This is a genomic window from Melittangium boletus DSM 14713, assembly GCF_002305855.1.
GTDB classification, from domain to species: Bacteria; Myxococcota; Myxococcia; order Myxococcales; family Myxococcaceae; genus Cystobacter; species Cystobacter boletus.
On record NZ_CP022163.1, the window covers coordinates 8395074 to 8410570 of the forward strand.

Annotated in this window: 12 protein-coding genes; 9 read left to right on the top strand and 3 right to left on the bottom strand. The window is 67.4% G+C overall.

Annotated elements, in window-relative coordinates:
* Positions 1 to 2 precede the first annotated feature (2 nt).
* Genes MEBOL_RS34790 through MEBOL_RS34800 form a run of 3 tightly spaced genes read left to right on the top strand, consistent with a single transcriptional unit; the run spans position 3 to position 2198 of the window.
* Positions 3 to 767, top strand: coding sequence for a YoaK family protein (locus MEBOL_RS34790; RefSeq protein WP_095981451.1), 765 nt, complete (start codon positions 3 to 5; stop codon positions 765 to 767).
* Positions 768 to 804: 37 nt separating this feature from the next.
* Entirely contained in the window at positions 805 to 1944 is a 1140-nt protein-coding gene (locus MEBOL_RS34795; RefSeq protein ID WP_095981452.1) for a fatty acid desaturase family protein, read from the top strand.
* A gap of 14 nt (positions 1945 to 1958) precedes the next feature.
* Positions 1959 to 2198, top strand: coding sequence for an Lrp/AsnC family transcriptional regulator (locus MEBOL_RS34800; RefSeq protein ID WP_095981453.1), 240 nt, complete (start codon positions 1959 to 1961; stop codon positions 2196 to 2198).
* A 75-nt stretch (positions 2199 to 2273) separates the two neighbouring features.
* On the opposite strand, the gene MEBOL_RS34805 is transcribed toward MEBOL_RS34800, so the two are convergent.
* The gene (locus MEBOL_RS34805; RefSeq protein ID WP_245919119.1) at positions 2274 to 4610 is read right to left on the bottom strand and encodes a SulP family inorganic anion transporter; all 2337 of its coding nucleotides are present in this window, start codon (positions 4608 to 4610) and stop codon (positions 2274 to 2276) included.
* A 146-nt stretch (positions 4611 to 4756) separates the two neighbouring features.
* Positions 4757 to 5107 (bottom strand): hypothetical protein, encoded by a 351-nt coding sequence (locus tag MEBOL_RS34810; protein WP_095981455.1) that lies wholly within the window; start codon positions 5105 to 5107, stop codon positions 4757 to 4759.
* Between the two features lie 241 nt (positions 5108 to 5348).
* On the opposite strand from MEBOL_RS34810, the gene MEBOL_RS34815 reads away from it, so the two are divergent.
* Positions 5349 to 7544, top strand: a complete 2196-nt coding sequence (locus MEBOL_RS34815; RefSeq protein ID WP_245919121.1) for a sensor histidine kinase — start codon at positions 5349 to 5351, stop codon at positions 7542 to 7544.
* Between the two features lie 54 nt (positions 7545 to 7598).
* Here MEBOL_RS34815 and MEBOL_RS34820 read toward each other — a convergent pair whose 3' ends face one another.
* Complete coding sequence (locus MEBOL_RS34820; RefSeq protein ID WP_095981457.1) at positions 7599 to 8702, bottom strand: M35 family metalloendopeptidase; 1104 nt, start codon at positions 8700 to 8702, stop codon at positions 7599 to 7601.
* Positions 8703 to 9101: 399 nt separating this feature from the next.
* On the opposite strand from MEBOL_RS34820, the gene MEBOL_RS34825 reads away from it, so the two are divergent.
* The 5 genes from MEBOL_RS34825 to MEBOL_RS34845 are packed head-to-tail and all read left to right on the top strand — an operon-like array spanning position 9102 to position 15373.
* A complete protein-coding gene (locus tag MEBOL_RS34825; RefSeq protein WP_245919123.1) occupies positions 9102 to 10385 on the top strand; it encodes a sensor histidine kinase in 1284 nt (427 codons plus the stop codon).
* A 6-nt stretch (positions 10386 to 10391) separates the two neighbouring features.
* Complete coding sequence (locus tag MEBOL_RS34830) at positions 10392 to 10856, top strand: response regulator (protein ID WP_095981458.1); 465 nt, start codon at positions 10392 to 10394, stop codon at positions 10854 to 10856.
* Positions 10846 to 12780 (top strand): hybrid sensor histidine kinase/response regulator, encoded by a 1935-nt coding sequence (locus tag MEBOL_RS34835; RefSeq protein ID WP_095981459.1) that lies wholly within the window; start codon positions 10846 to 10848, stop codon positions 12778 to 12780. Before MEBOL_RS34830 ends, MEBOL_RS34835 begins: the two co-directional genes overlap by 11 nt.
* Before the next feature lie 9 nt (positions 12781 to 12789).
* Positions 12790 to 14133: a sensor histidine kinase gene (locus MEBOL_RS34840; protein WP_245919125.1), complete on the top strand. Its 1344-nt coding sequence runs from the start codon at positions 12790 to 12792 to the stop codon at positions 14131 to 14133.
* A gap of 34 nt (positions 14134 to 14167) precedes the next feature.
* Positions 14168 to 15373 (top strand): IS701 family transposase, encoded by a 1206-nt coding sequence (locus MEBOL_RS34845; protein ID WP_095983074.1) that lies wholly within the window; start codon positions 14168 to 14170, stop codon positions 15371 to 15373.
* Positions 15374 to 15497: the final 124 nt, after the last annotated feature.

A 15497-nucleotide genomic window follows, 5' to 3' on the forward strand; every position in this document is an offset into this window, starting at 1 on the left:
TCATGAGCTTCAGCGAGGAGAGTTCGTCCCGTGGCCGTTTCGCCTACTTCACCCTGGCCCTGCTGCTCGCGGGGATCGCGGGGGGCGTCAATGCGATCGCCTTCTTCGCCTTCGGTGTCCGCATCAGTCACATGACGGGCAACGTGTCCTGGTTTGGCGAGTCCTTCGCCAGCGGGCGCGTGGATAACGCACTGGAGGCGGGCTACCTCGTCATCGCCTTCATCCTGGGGGCCTGTGCCTCCGAGGCCTTGTTGGAGACGTCGCGCAAGCGCTCGCGCGGACAGTACATCCCGGCGCTCATCTTGGAGATCGTCACGCTGGGCGCGGTGGCCTTCTGGGGGCACACCAACCCCGAGGCCAACGAGAACCTGCTCATGCGCTGTCTCGCGTTCTCCATGGGCCTGCAGAACGCGCTCACCACCCGCGTCTCCGGGGCCGTGGTTCGCCCCACGCATCTGACCGGCGTGCTGACGGACCTGGGCATCCAGATGGTGCGGATGGTGGTGTGGCTGCGCGATGGCTTCCGGACGGGAGGCCTGAAGGGCTTCTGGAAGCATCTGGTCGGTCTGCCCGGGGCTCAGCAATTCGAGCGGGCCCGTCTGCAGATGGGGCTGGCGCTGTCCTTCGTGCTGGGCAGCGTCATCGGCTCGTTCCTCTTCCTGAGCTTCGGCACCATCGTCCTGCTCTTGCCGTGCCTGGGTCTCATGATGGTGATCGCGCTCGATCTGAGTACCATGGCGAGCCACACCCCCGTCGCCAGCACCTGAGCCCTCCGCGGAGGGCTTCGCTGGAGAGGTCCCCCGCATGTCGTCCCGCGCCTCGTCCCACTTCGACCCTTCTTCCGTGGACGTGGAGGCTTTCCTGCGGGACGTGCGCGCGTTGCGCGCGGAGATCGACGCCTCCGTCAGCGAGGAGGACTACGCCCACCTGCGCAAGCTCGAGCGCTGGGGGCGCGCCGCCACGGCGGTTGGCGCGGCTACCTGCTGGCTGATGCCCAATCCGTTGAGCGCGGCGGCGTTGAGCCTCGGCCGCTCCACCCGCTGGTTGCTCATGCACCACGTGGGGCACCGGGGCTATGACCGCGTGCCGGGGGCTCCCGAGGAGCGCACCAGCAAGGGCTTCGCCAAGGGCAAGCGCCGCTTCGTCGACTGGTTCGACTGGATGCTCCCCGAGGCCTGGGTGTACGAGCACAACGTGCTGCATCACTCACACACGGGTGAGGAGGCGGATCCGGATCTGCTCGAGCGCAACGCCGAGGGCTCCCTGCGCCGCGAGGAGCTGCCGCTCTGGCTGCGCTACACGCAGCTCGCGTTGCTCGCCATCACCTGGCGCGCCAGCTACTACGCTCCGGAGACGCTCGCCTCGCTGCGGCGCAAGCGCCGGCCGGACGGGCCGCTCACCCGCGAGGAATGGGGCGAGGTGGTGCGCTCGGGCTATGTGCCCTACGCGCTCTGGAACTTCGGGGTGATGCCCGCGCTCTTCCTGCCCCTGGGAGCCTGGGCCTCGTTCAGCGCCCTGTGCAACTCCCTCGGGGCGGAAGTCCTCACCAACCTGCACACCTTCCTCGTGGTGGGGCCCAACCACACCGGCGAGGATCTGTACCGCTTCGACTCCGAGCCCGAGGGCCGGGGCGAGCGCTACCTGCAGCAGGTGCTGGGCACCGCGAACTACCGCACCGGTGGGGACCTCAACGACTACCTGCACCTGTGGCTCAACTACCAGATCGAGCACCACCTCTTCCCGGACCTGTCCATGCTCCAGTACCAGCGCGTGCAGCCCCAGGTGCGCGCGCTGTGCGAGCGTCACGGCATTCCCTACATCCAGGAGAGTGTCTGGACGCGCGCCCGGAAGATGGTGGACATCGTGGTGGGCAAGACGTCCATGCGGCGACTCTCGCGCCGTGAGGGGGCGGGAAGCCCGGGTCCGCTTTCCGAGGTGGCGTGATAGGGTGCGCGGCCGTGCACACCATCTTCGTCATGATCAAGTGTGAGTTGGGGCAGACGTACAAGGCGGCGGCGCTGATCGCCGACCAGGTCGACGAAGCCGCCGAGGTCTACTCCACCTCGGGTGGCTACGATCTGCTGGCCAAGTTCCATCTGGACAAGGCCCAGGACATCGGGCGCTTCGTCACCGAGCGCGTCCAGACGCTGCCCGGCATCAAGGACACGTACACCATCACCACGTTCAGCGCCTTCTGAGGGGCGCCCGGGTGAGCACCGCGGGGCCCGCCCGAGCTGGCCGGGCCCCGTGACGCCTTCACCCCGCGCGGGCGCTCAGATGCTCGGCGCGGATTCCGCCTGAGCAGGCACGCCCGCGCCATCCACGCCATCCGCGCCGTTGGTGTCGGACGCGCGCTCGGACGGCACCTGGGTGCCGAGCGGATTCCACGTCCGGGTCACCTCGTTGAACTCCAGCACCTCGGACGAGGCCACGTCGTAGAACCACGCGTGCAGCTTCACCTCGCCCGCCTCGAACTTGCGGCGCAGCGAGTCATTGCTGAGCGCGTGGCGCAGCTGCACCAGGGCGTTGTGCTTCGCCGCGTCCTCGGGCGTGGCGTCCGGGGGCAGTCCCTGCAGAGAGGCCTTGCCCTCGGCGAGCCAGGTCACCACACCGGGCACCCCCTCGGGGGGCTTGGGGCTCAAGAGCGCCTTCATGGCGCCGCACGCCGAGTGGCCGCAGACGATCACGTCCGACACGCCCAGCACCTCCAGCGAGTATTCGATGGCGCTGCTCACCGCGGGAGCCAGGGGCGAGCTGGCATGGGGCACCAGGTTGCCGATGTTGCGCACGATGAACAGCTCGCCCGGATCCGTGGAGGTGATGAGGTTGGGGCTGATGCGGCTGTCGCAGCAGGTGATGAGGAGCGTGTGCGGCTTCTGCCCGTGCGCGAGCTGACCGAAGAGCGACTCGTACTGCGGACGCTGCCGCTGGCGGAAGCGCTCCACGCCGTGAACCAGACGGTCGCGCGAGGAGGCGGACAGGGCGGTCCCCTTGAGCTTGGCCACCACGTCCGCCTCGGAGACGGCGAACAGGGGCTCGAACCGGGCACCCCTCGGATGGCGGAGGATGGCGCGCTGGACCTCCTCCCGCGCGCCCTGGATGACGACCGGGCGGTTGGCCACGAGTGGGCGCATCACGTCCGTGAGCAGCTCCGCGCCCGAGGCGTCCACCGACGGCACGTCCGAGAGATCGAACACCACGCTGCGCGAGGGATCCAACGCCTCCGCCTCGGTGCGCAGCGTCTCCAGCTTCGCGGAGGACAGGAAGGTCAAGGGACCGCTGAGCAGGAAGCGGTAGGGTCCGGGCGTCTCGAGCTGCAGCAGGCCCGTCTGGGATCTGCCCAGCCGCACGACCGCGATGGCCAGCGCCGCGAGGATGCCCGCCTGCACGCCGGCCGCGAAGTCCACGAGCACCACGGCCAGATAGGTCACCAGGAAGACGCCCGCCTCCAGGTGGGACGCCTTCCACAGGGTGATCAGATCCTGCGGGTGGAGCATGCGCACCGCCAGCGCCAGCAGCACGCCCGTGAGCGCCGCGATGGGGACGTGGCCGAGCAGGGGCGTGAACAGCAGCACCGCCACGAGGATGGCCAGGGCTTGGATGATGGAGGCGCGCCGGGTATGCGCCCCGGCCTGCACGTTGAGCACCGAGCGCGCGAGGGCTCCCGTCACCGGGATGCCGCCCAGCAGCGACACCGCGATGTTGCCAAGGCCCAGGCCCACGAGATCCTGATCCGCGTCATGCCGCTGGCCCGCGCCCATGCTGGCCACCACTCTTCCGGACATCATCGACGCCAGGGACGACAGCGCGAAGATGACGAACGCGGTGCTCAGCAGCGAGCCCCAACCCGACGCGGGCAGCGAGGGCAGGGACACCTGGGGCAGCGCATGGGGCAGCATGCCGAGCGTCTGCACACTCAGGCTCAAGGCCCAGGCGGTGAGCGTGCTGAAGGCCACGGCGATGAGCGGCGCGGGCATGCGCGGCATCACCTTGGGCAGGCCCAGGGTGAGTCCCATCGTGACGAGCGTGAGGAACACCGTGACGGGCCGGGCCTGATCAAGCAGTTGCCCCAGGTGGACCAGCACGTCGAACACGTGGTTCTCATCCGGGGGCGACACGCCGAGGGCTCGCGGCAGTTGCCAGATGAAGAGCACGGTGCCAATGCCCGCGGTGAAGCCCGAGACCACCGGCATGGGCACGGCGCGGATGACGCGGCCCAGTCCCAGCATGCCGGTGATCACCTGCAGCAGGCCCACGCCCAGGCCGATGATGATGAGACCCCCCAGGCCATACTGCCCCACGGACGAGGCGATGAGCACCGCCAGGGCGGCCGCCGGTCCGCTGATCAACAGGGAAGTCCCGCCGAAAAGAGCGCAGACCACGCCGGCGATCATGGCCGACAACAACCCGACCTCGGGAGACACCCCCGAGGCGAGGCCCAGGGCGAGGGACAGGGGAATGGCGACGGCGGCCACGCGCAATCCCGCCAGCACGTCTCCCTTGAGGTGGCGGGGAGAGAAAAGGGCCTTCCAGTGAGGGAGCAGCTCGCCCAGACCGAAGCCAGGGCGCATGGCGGGGGGGCGGACATTGAGCCGCGAAGAAGAATTCAAGAGCATGTTCGCAAGAATGGGTTCGAGGCCAGGGCACGGCCATTGCTCCCCAGAGCGCAATGCCCCGAGGAAGCCCGGTCCCTGGACGGTTGGACTTGACTGGACTCTTCACTCGACCTGGTGGAGACGGGCCCCGAAGGGCCGCCTCACACCGGTTTCAGTGGGTCGTCGTCCAACGGGCTCCGAACGGGCAGCAACACCTTGCGCCAGTGGCTCCGGGCGATGTCCTGCCCCGACAGATCCGGGGCGGGAGCGGACACCAGGACGCGGCGCGAAGTGGGCGAGGAACCGTGCCCTCCACTCCATCCCCGCATCGCGCTCATCCGGAGGCGGCTGCTCGAGCCCAACCCCGGAAGCTTTTCCTCCTCCACCATGCTGCCGAGCCCGTTGCTCTGGGTGCTCGTCACCGAACGGCACTGCTGCCACGCCGCCGACCGCACGACGACGGACGGCTGCTGGATGGCGAGCAGGAGGCAGAGGAGAACGTGAACGTACATGACGCGGCGCGGGGGGGGGCTCAAACTAATACGGGGTGACGCGGAGTGCCATTCCCAACTGACACGAGAAAATAAAATTCACCCACGAATAGCAGTAAAAGCGGCCTAGTGGGACAAATCTTTTAATCCCGTGATGCCTGGAGAGGGTGGTAATCCAGGGGGCTCCGACTATCATGGCCGCCCAGGGCCATCGAACCGGAGTCGGTGGAGCTTGCTTCCGGGGATGAGGAGGATCGCCTACGTGACCCCGTCGCTCAGACCCATTCGTTTCCTGCTCTATCCATCACTCGGCGAGGTGCGTGAGCACGTCCGGGTCGAGCTCTTCTGCCGGTTTCTGTCCGAGAAGTTGGGCCGGCCGGTGGTGGCGGAGTTCTCCTCCACCTACGAGGCCCTGGACGCGGAGTTGGCCGCGGGTCAGGTGGACATGGTGTGGGCCACGGCCGAGCAGTGTGACGCCTTCGCCTCCCGGGTCCGGGCGGTGTTGCGCGCGGTGCGCTCGGGCAGTTGCCGCTACCAGGCCGCCCTGATCTGCCGCGCGGACGCGCCCCTCACGCTGGACACGCTCCAGGGCCAGCGTGTCGCCTGGGTGGCGCCCCGGTCCACGGGCGGATATCTGATGCCCACGCGCTTCCTGACGGAGCGGGGGCTGGCCCCGGACACGCTGTTCCGGGAGCAGCGCTTCCTGGGCACCTATCGCCGGGCGTTCCAGGCGGTGCTCTCGGGCGAGGCGGACATGACGTCCGTCTACGCCAGTCAGCCCAACGAGCACGCCGTCCACACCACCATCGCCTACCACATGGGCAAGGACGCCGAACGGCTCCTGCCCTTCTTCTACACCCCGCCAAGCCTGGCCGATGGCATCCTCCTCACCCGGCGCTTGTCCGAGGAGGACGCCGCGAGGATCCAGCTGCTGCTGTCGCGGTTGAACACCGATGGCGCGGGGCTGGAGATGTTGATGGGGCCCTTCAGCGTGGAGGGCTTCGATGGGTTCGCGGACACGGGGTATTCACCTCCGGTGGTGCGGCAGGTCCAGGGCACGGAGTACCTCGTCGCGCAACTGGACGCCTCGAATCGCTGCCAGCGGGTGTGGTCCCCCTCGGGACGAGCCTTCGGCCTGAACCTGGAGGACGCCGACGGTCAGGAGCTGACGCAGGTGCTGGGCGCGGATGCCGGTGAGCCCCTGCTCTCGCTGGCGCGCACGGTGCGCGAGGCGGGCGCGGTGGGCCGGCTGGAGTACCGGCTGCGGGTGGAAGGGGAGACGCGCTGCTACGTGGCGGAGATCTCCCCCTGCACCCAGGTCGAGGGCGGGCCGGTCGGACAGCTGAGCCTGCTGGTGCGCGACGTGTCGGGCCTGCGCGCGCTGGAGGAGCCCATGTACCGTCTGGCCTCCTTCCCGCTCCTGCACCCCGAGCCGCTGCTCGAGCTGAGCCAGGAGGGCGCGCTGCGCTACGCCAACGCGGCCACGCACATCGCCTTCCCGGAGTTGGTGGCGGAGGGCTCCCGGCACGCGCTGGTACAAGCCGCGCTGCAGTGGGCCTGGCGCGGCTCGTGCGCGGGAGAGCCCTCGCCCACGGTGTTCCTGGAGGGGCACTACTGGGAGCTCGCGGTGGCGCAGTTGTGGGATCCCCCCGGCCTGCGGGTGTTCGCCCGGGACGTGACGCTGCGCAAGCAGATGGAGGCGCGGCTCATCCAGGCGGACCGGTTGTCGGCGCTCGGCTCGCTGGCGGCGGCCGTGGGGCACGAGATGAACAACCCGCTGGCCTTCATGCTGGCCAACCTCTCCTTCGCGCGCGAGGAGCTGGAGCGGCTGAGCCAGTCGCCGCTCCTGCGCGCCGAGGCGGGTCCGGAGCTGGGGGACGTGCTGGAGGCCCTGGCCGAGACGGCTCAAGGGGCGCTGCGCGTGAAGCACATCGTGCAGGATCTGCGCACGCTCTCGCGCAAGCCCCCGGAGCACCGGGCGCGCGTGGAGATATGGCCCGTGCTGGACAACGCGCTCAAGCTGGTGCGGGGCGAGCTGCACCACCGGGCGCGTCTGGAGCGGGACTTCCACGAGGTGCCGCCCGTGGACGCGGACGAGGCCCGGCTCAGCCAGCTCTTCCTCAACGTGCTGCTCAACGCCGTGCAGTCCATGGACGCCAAGCACGCCGCGCGCAACGTGCTGCGCGTGGCCGTCTATACCGGCGAGGAGGGCAACGTGGTGGTGGAGGTGCAGGACACCGGACGGGGCCTGCCGCCCGAGGCGCTCGCGCGCATCTTCGAGCCCTTCGTCACCGCCCAGCCGAACGGCTCGGGACTGGGCCTGTCGGTGAGCCACGCCATCGTGACGAGCCTGGGCGGCACGTTGCGCGCCGAGAGCCATGAGGGACGCGGCACGCTGCTCACCCTCACCCTGCCCGAGGCCGACGAGGCGGCGTCCAGCGCCCGGCTCGCGGGCTGAGTGCCTCGCGCTGTCTTCACGGACAGGGAGGCGCGCATCGAGGTCGAGCGGCCGTTAGTTCTGGGAGGGGGTGTTCTCCGCGAAGTACTCGTGGTTGTCCGCGTTGTTCAGGGCACGCGAGGGATTGCTCCGGGCCAGGCTCTTGGCGTTGCCCTGGCCATAGGCATGGTCATTCGTGCTCGCCACCACGTTGAAGTGACTCACCTCGTGCACGAGTGTTCCCGCCTGGGAATCCGTGCCGGCGGGGGAGGCGCTCCAGAAGGCGCCGCACACGTAGATGCGGTAGGGCGAGCTTGGATACACGTAGGCGTAGGTGCCCGTGTCCGTGCAGGTGCAATCCACCGTGAGGAGCGCGGTGCTCAGCGCGCTGTTGATCTTGGTGAAGTGACTGCGCGCCGTGTTGCGGTGGGTGGTCGAATAGGCGCCGAACCAGGTGGTGTAGCGCGTGGTGCCCGAGCTGATGCCATTGAGATAGCTCACCGCGGTGCTCGCGTAATTCTTGGCGGCGGTCCACGCCGAGCGGATCTGGGTCTGACGCGTGCTCGAGCAGCCCGTGAAAGACAGGCCCAGGGCGGTGACCGTGTCTTGTGTCTGGCGTTCCGGATCATGGGCGGCCCGGCCCTCGATCCACAGGCCCAATGGGTTGGAATCCAGCTGCGCGGCGCGGGTGAGCACCGTGGGGTGGGGCCCGGTGGCATGCGCGGAGAAGCGGACGGTGTATTCGCCCGTTTCGCTCAAGTCATACAGGTTTGAAAGAGGCGCGAGGCCCGACAGGCGTTCGCCGGGAGCGAGGGTGACGAAATCCTCGGTGCGCGGTGCCCTGCGTTTGGCGTGGGGTCCGAGGTATTCCACCGGTTCGCCATCGCGCGACACGTCGAACAGCTCCGCCTTCACGCCCTCGGTGCCCGGCACATACCACTTGAGCAGCCGCACTGGCTGGGCGGACACATTGGTGAAGGTGACCTGGATCACCGCGTCCTCGCGGGCGCTCAGTGAATGGTTCGCCACGGACAATTCCACCGCCACGTCGCCCATGGCCCGACCGTCCGTCTCCAGGGCGGATTCTTCTCCCTCCTGGGGCGCACCGCATGCGCTCAGCAAGGACAATCCGACAATTCCTCTCACCAGCCACTGGAAACCTCGAGCGTTCTGGCCCATGGACAGACTCCTTTCCGAAAGAAGGGATGAATGCGCCGACCCGGCGATTCAAGTCATACAGGAGAGGAATGAATTCCAGCCAGACGCGCCTTCCGGCGAGACAATGGGACGTGAACTCGTTTGCATTCAACGCCAGCCATCGTCTGGAAGCGATCAGCCATGGAGCCCGTGGGGGCGAGCGTCCGCTCGTTGTTTTCACGAGCGGTGTGGGTTCAGCATCCGCGAAGGGTGGGTGGTTCCCTCACGTTCGACCCCTAGCTGGTGACGTCTCAGGTCCAGTCTCTTGATTCTTACTTGTTGAGAACTGTACGAACTTCGTGCCCATGCTACTTACTTGTGTTCGATGCGGTTTCGAGCGAGCGCGATGAGCGCCCGGACCGTGTCTGGGAGGAGACTCGCGTGAATACGCGTCGAGGCGTCGGGTTGGACGCCGCTCCGGAGAACGACATTCTGGCCATCGGGAATTCGAGTGAAACGACGGTCGAGGCATTGCTCGAGCAGATCAAGCGCATCGCAGCGCGCGAGCCGCATGCCCGGTGTTCGCGGGAAGAGGGGCCGCTCGGGCCCGTCGCCGCGGCTCTCAATGCCCTGTCCGCGCAGCTCTCCGCGAGACGGTTGAAGGAGGAGGAGGCCTTCGGCATGCGGGCGCTGATGGAGCAGTCGCCCAACAGCATGTTCTGCTGCGACGTGAACGCGCGCATCCGCTACATCAACTTCACCATCCCGGGCCTGACCGTGGAGCGGGTGCTCGGCGATGATCTCTTCGACTGGATCGCTCCGGAGTCACGCGAGAACGCACGCTCCGTCACCCAGCGGGTGCTCGCCACCGGGGAGACCGGCGGGTTCGAGCTGAAGCCCCTCGTGGAGGGCGGCCCCGAGTGGTTCGCTGCCCGTGTGGGCCCCATCATGGTGGAGGACCGGATCATCGGTTTCACGGTGATTCTCACCGACATCACCGATCTCAAGCGGACCCAGGTGCGCCTGGAGCAGTCCAATCGTGAGCTGGAGAGCTTCGCGTACGTGGCCTCGCACGACCTGCAGGAGCCGCTGCGAAAGATCCAGACCTTTGGCGAGCGTCTGAAGAAGACGTCCACGGGCTTGAGCCCCGAGGGCCATGACTACCTGGAGCGGATGCAGGGCGCCGCGACGCGCATGCGCCGGTTGATCGATGATCTGCTCGCCTTCTCCCGGGTGTCCGCCAAGGGGCAGCCGTTTACCCGGGTGGAACTGGCCACCGTCGCCAACGAGGTGTTGGACGACCTCGAGGATCCCATCGAACAGACGGGCGCGACCGTCACGCTCGGCGATTTGCCCGTGCTCGATGCGGACCCCACCCAGATGCGCCAGTTGCTGCAGAACCTGGTGGGCAACGCCCTCAAGTTCCGCCGCGAGGAAACGCCACCGTCGGTGTCCATCACGGCTTCCGTGGATGCCCAGCGTCACCGGTTCACCTTGGTGGTGGCGGACAACGGCATCGGATTCGACGAGAAATATCGCGATCGCATCTTCAATGTGTTTCAACGCCTGCACGGCCGCGGACAGTACGAGGGCACGGGAATCGGCCTCGCCATCTGCCGCAAGATCGCCGAGCGGCACGGAGGAGTCATCGAGGTGCGCAGTACGCCCGATGTGGGCTCTTCCTTCCACATTACGCTGCCGCTCAAGCAGCCCATGCGCCGGTGAGGAATCATGGAGACGAGACGAGCTGTAACCATCCTGATGGCGGATGATGACGCGGATGACCGGGAGTTCGCCCTCACGGCGATGCAGGAGAGCCGGCTCGCCAACGAGCTGCGCTTCGTCGAGGATGGCGAGGAACTGCTCCAGTACCTGCGCCGTCAGGGTCGCTACACCAATCCCAAGGACGCGCCCCGGCCCGGGTTGATCCTCCTGGACCTGAACATGCCCCGCAAGGACGGGCGCGAGGCCCTGCGGGAGATCAAGTCCGACCCGGCGCTCAAGCACATCCCCGTCGTCGTGCTGACCACGTCCAAGGCCGAGGAGGACATCCTGCGCACCTACGGTCTGGGCGCCAACTGCTTCATCACCAAGCCGGTGACCTTCGAGGGGCTGGTCGAGGTCGTGAAGGTGCTCGACAAGCATTGGCTGCAGATCGTCGAACTGCCCCCCGCACCGCATAGCCATGAGGCGTGAGGCCGAGTCGCGCCTCATCCGGGTCCTGCTCGTCGAGGATGACGAGGATGACTTCGTCCTGACGCGGGACTGCCTGCGTGAGTTGGGACCTCGGCGGGTGGTGCTCGAATGGGTGGCCACGTGCGAGCGGGCCCTGGAGGAGCTGCAATCCGGCCGGCATGACGTGTGTCTGCTGGACTACCGGCTCGGCGCGACGACGGGGCTCGAGCTGTTGCAGCGGGCCCGGGGCGCGGGCTGGCGGGGCCCGTTCATCCTGTTGACCGGACAGGAAGACAACACCATCGACCATGAGGCCCAACAGGCCGGGGCCGCCGACTTCCTGGAGAAGTCCAAGCTCACGTCGACGCTCCTGGAGCGCTCCATCCGCTATGCGCTCCAGCACGCGCACACGCTCGAGGCCCTGCGCCGCTCCCAGGAGAGCTTTCAGGAGCTCATCGAGCGGTTGCCGGATGGCGTCAGCGTGCTGCAGGAGGATCGGCTCGTCTACATCAATCCCTCCTATGTGGCGCTGCTCGGCTTCTCGTCCGCACGGGAGCTCGTGGGCAAGTCCCTGGCGGAGCTGGGGTCCGTGCTCCTGCTTCCGGAGGCATGGGACCGGTTGCACGACGACATCCATTGCTGGAAGAGCAAGGGCGAGCCCATCCCGCCCCGGGAAGTCCTCATGCTGCGCAGGGGGGGAGGGCGCACGCCCGTGGAGATCGTCCACATCCCCCTGACGTTCGACGGAAAGCCTTCCAATGTCTGGATCGTCCGCGACCTGACCGAGCGCAAGGAGATGGAGGCCCGGCTGCTGCGCGCGGATCGCATGGGCTCGCTCGGCCTGCTCGCCGCGGGAGTCGCGCACGAGATCAACAATCCGCTCGCCTACACGATGGCCAGCCTCGATCACCTGGAGAGCCATGTGTTGACGCGGCTGGAGCTCTCCAGCGTGCGCGCCGAGGCGCAGGAACTGCTCGCGGAAATCCGTCTCGGGGCCACCCGGGTGCGCGACATCGTGCGGCAGTTGAAGATGTTCTCGCGCGGGGACGAGGACTCGGGGCTCGGTCCGGTGGACGTGCACCGCGTCATCGAGACGTCCATCGGCATGGCCGTGAACGAGCTCAAGCACCGCGCCCGGCTGGTTCGTGACTACGGGCCCCCGTTCCGCGTCGAGGCGAACGAAGGCCGGCTCGGACAGGTGATCCTCAATCTGCTCGTCAACGCGGCCCATGCCATCCCCGAGGGGAACGTGGAGCGCAACGAGGTCCGCATCGCCACGAGCCTCCAGGGTTCGTTCGTGCGGATCGAAGTGCATGACACGGGGGTGGGTATTCGTCCGGAGAACCTGGCGCGGGTGTTCGATCCGTTCTTCACCACCAAGCCGGTGGGGGTGGGCACGGGACTCGGCCTGTCCATCTGCCACGACATCGTGACGAGCTTCGGTGGTCGCATGGGCGTGGAGAGCCGGGTGGGGGAGGGAAGCACCTTCTGGCTCCTCCTGGCGCAGCACTCGGCGGCGCGCACCCAGGAGGCGCCGCGCGCCTCCGTGGTCCGGGAGCACTCGCGGCGGGGCCGTGTCATGGTCGTGGACGACGAGCCCCTGATTGGCACGGCCATCCGGCGCACGCTCCAGCGCGAGCACGAGGTCATCACCCTGACGAGCGCGCGCGAGGCCCTCACCCGTCTGGTGAGTGGAGAGCACTTCGACGTCATCCTATGTGACGTGATGATGCCCGAGATGAGTGGGGTGGAGCTGTATCAGCAGCTCTTGCTCCACCTGCCCGTCCTGACGGATCGGCTCGTGTTCCTGACGGGAGGCGCCTTCACGCCCAACGCCCGTGAGTTCCTGAGCCAGGTGAAGAATCGCCGGGTGGACAAACCCTTCTCCGGCCAGGACCTGCACGACGTGGTGCAGTCGATGTTGGTCTGGGCGTCGGCCCACTAGGATGTGACGATGTTCTTGGGCCCGAGTGACATGCATGAGCGCGTGCGAACGCACGACTGGGCTTCCAGTGAACTGGGTCCGATCGAGACCTGGCCCCGGAGCCTGATCGCGCTGGTGCGCACGATGCTCGCGTCGCGCTACCCCATGGTGCTCACCTGGGGGCCCTCCTTTCTCCAGTTCTACAATGATGCCTACTCGAAGCTGATTGGTGACAAGCACCCGGCGGCGCTCGGTCTGGACATTCGCATCACCATGGCCGAGGCCTGGGACACGCTCGGCCCGATGATCCACCAGGTGATGACCACCGGCGTGGCCAATTGGACTCCCGCCTTGCTGCTCCTGCTGGAGCGCTCCGGCTATCGCGAGGAATCCTATTTCAGCGTCTCCCACTCGCCCGCCGAGGATGACGAGGGGCGCATCGTCGGGATGTTCGCCGTCTGCAGCGAGGTGACGGAGCAGGTGCTCGGGGAGCGGCGCTTGCGGCTGCTGAGGGATCTGGCCTCGAGCGCGGCTGGGACTCGGGGTGTGGAGAAGGCCTGCCGGGATGTCATCGCGGCCATCGCCGAGCACCCCCTGGACGTGCCCTTCGCGCTGCTCTACCTGCGGGATCCGGACAGCGGAAGGCTCCTGCGTCAGGGCGTCATCGGACTGGACGAGAACGCGTGTCCGGCCGTCGTGGAGAAGGAGGAGGGCGAGCGGTGGTGGCCCCTGGGCCGCGCGGTGGGGGGGGAGACGATCCTCGTCGAGGATGTCGAGCGCCGCGTCGCGCTGACCGGAGGGCCGTGGAAGGATCCGGTGCGCACGGCGGTGGCCATGCCCATCGCCTCCTCGGAGCAGAGCTCTCCGCTGGGGGTGCTCGTGCTGGGGGTGAGTCCCAACCGGGCGCTCGACGAGGGCTACCGCTCCTTTCACGAACTGCTGGTGGGGCAGGTGTCGGTGGCCCTGCGCAACGCGCGGGCCCATGAGGAAGAGCGTCAGCGCGCGGAGGCCCTGGCGGAACTCGACCGTGCCAAGACGACCTTCTTCAGCAACATCAGCCACGAGTTCCGCACCCCGCTGACCCTGATGCTGGGGCCCACGCAGGATCTGCTCTCCGGACGCGCGGGCGTGCTGTCACCGGAGGTCCGATCCGAACTCGAGGTGCTCCACCGCAACTCGGAGCGGATGTTGCGGCTCGTCAACTCCCTGCTGGACTTCTCCCGGCTGGGGGCGGGGCGGCTGGAGGCCAGTTATCACTACTGCGTCATGACTGAGCAGGAGGTGAAGGAGGGGCCTGTCTGCTCGCCTGGTCTTGGAAGTCAGGTGTGGACCCCTACCGCGAAAGTCGGCCGGTGCGTATTGATTGTGTCGTGAAGCCCATTCAGTGAGCCAGATGATGCGCACCTTCATGGACGCCCAGGGAGTTGAACGACTCGAGGCGTATTTCCAAAAGATTGGCGACGTCTTGGGCGGGGACAGTCGCCGAGGTTCCTTTGCCCTTTATGCCCTGGGCCTCCTGGGGGAGGGCGAGCGCAAGAGCGTCGAGCCCATTGCCGCGCGGGCCTGCCCCGACCCCGACAAGACCGAGGCCATGCACCAGCGCCTGCTTCACTTCGCTGTCAACTCCCGCTGGAGCGATCGGGAGGTTCGCCGAGAGGCCACTGGCTATGCCCTTGGCGCCATGACGCAGCGCGAGCCCATCGAGGCATGGATTGTCGACGACACCGGCTTTCTCAAGCAAGGCAAGCATTCGGTGGGCGTGCAGCGGCAATACACCGGCTCGGCGGGCAAAATCACCAACTGCCAGATTGGCGTCAGCCTCAGCCTCGCCACCCGCACCGAGCACCTCCCCATCGACTTCGAGCTGTACCTGCCCGAGTCCTGGGTCAATGACTCCGCTCGTCGTCAGGAGGCCCGAATCCCCGAGGAGGTGACTTTCAAGACAAAACCCCAGTTGGCTGTGCAGATGATTCGTCGAGCGATAGCGGACGGCGTTCCCAAAGGAGTCGCCCTGGCGGACTCCGCGTATGGCTCCTCCAGTGAGTTCCGCGCACAGGTGCGCTCCTTGGGGCTGCATTATGCAGTGGGTGTAGACCCCCAAACGGCCGTTTGCCTCCTCGACGACGAGGGACGCCCCCAGGGCGAGGCGATGAGCGTCAAGGACATGGCTTCGCACCTGCACGAGCGCGGAGGCTTTCGACGCTGCACCTGGCGCTGCGGCACCCGTGAGCCGCTCTGGGCGCGTTTCGCCTTGCGTCGTGTGATTGCCGCGGGAGTTCCCAAAAGCCAACAAGAACCGCTCTGGCTGCTCATTGAATGGCGCGAAGGTGAGTCCGAGCCGGCTAACTATTTCCTTGTTTCAGTGCCAGAGCGCATGAGTAAGAAACAGCTCATCCGTCTTGTCATGCAGCGCTGGCGAACCGAGCGCGTCTACGAGGACTTGAAGGGAGAGCTCGGGCTCGACCACTACGAGGGTCGGCGCTTTCCAGGTTGGCACCACCACGTCTCCGTCGCCCTGTGCTGCTACGCGTTCATCATCGCCGAACGCGCGCGGCATTTTCCCCCCTCGGCCCGAGGGGCGGGTGAAGCCCACGCGCAGCCGCTCCAGGCCTGAACGCCACTTTCACGACAGCTTCATCACCGCACGGCTTGCCATGGCCCGGGTGATTGCCACCTGGCTGCCTCGCTGTCCTTGCTGCCACCGCTCCAGCCCCCAGTTCCCCTCACGGCCCCTGGCT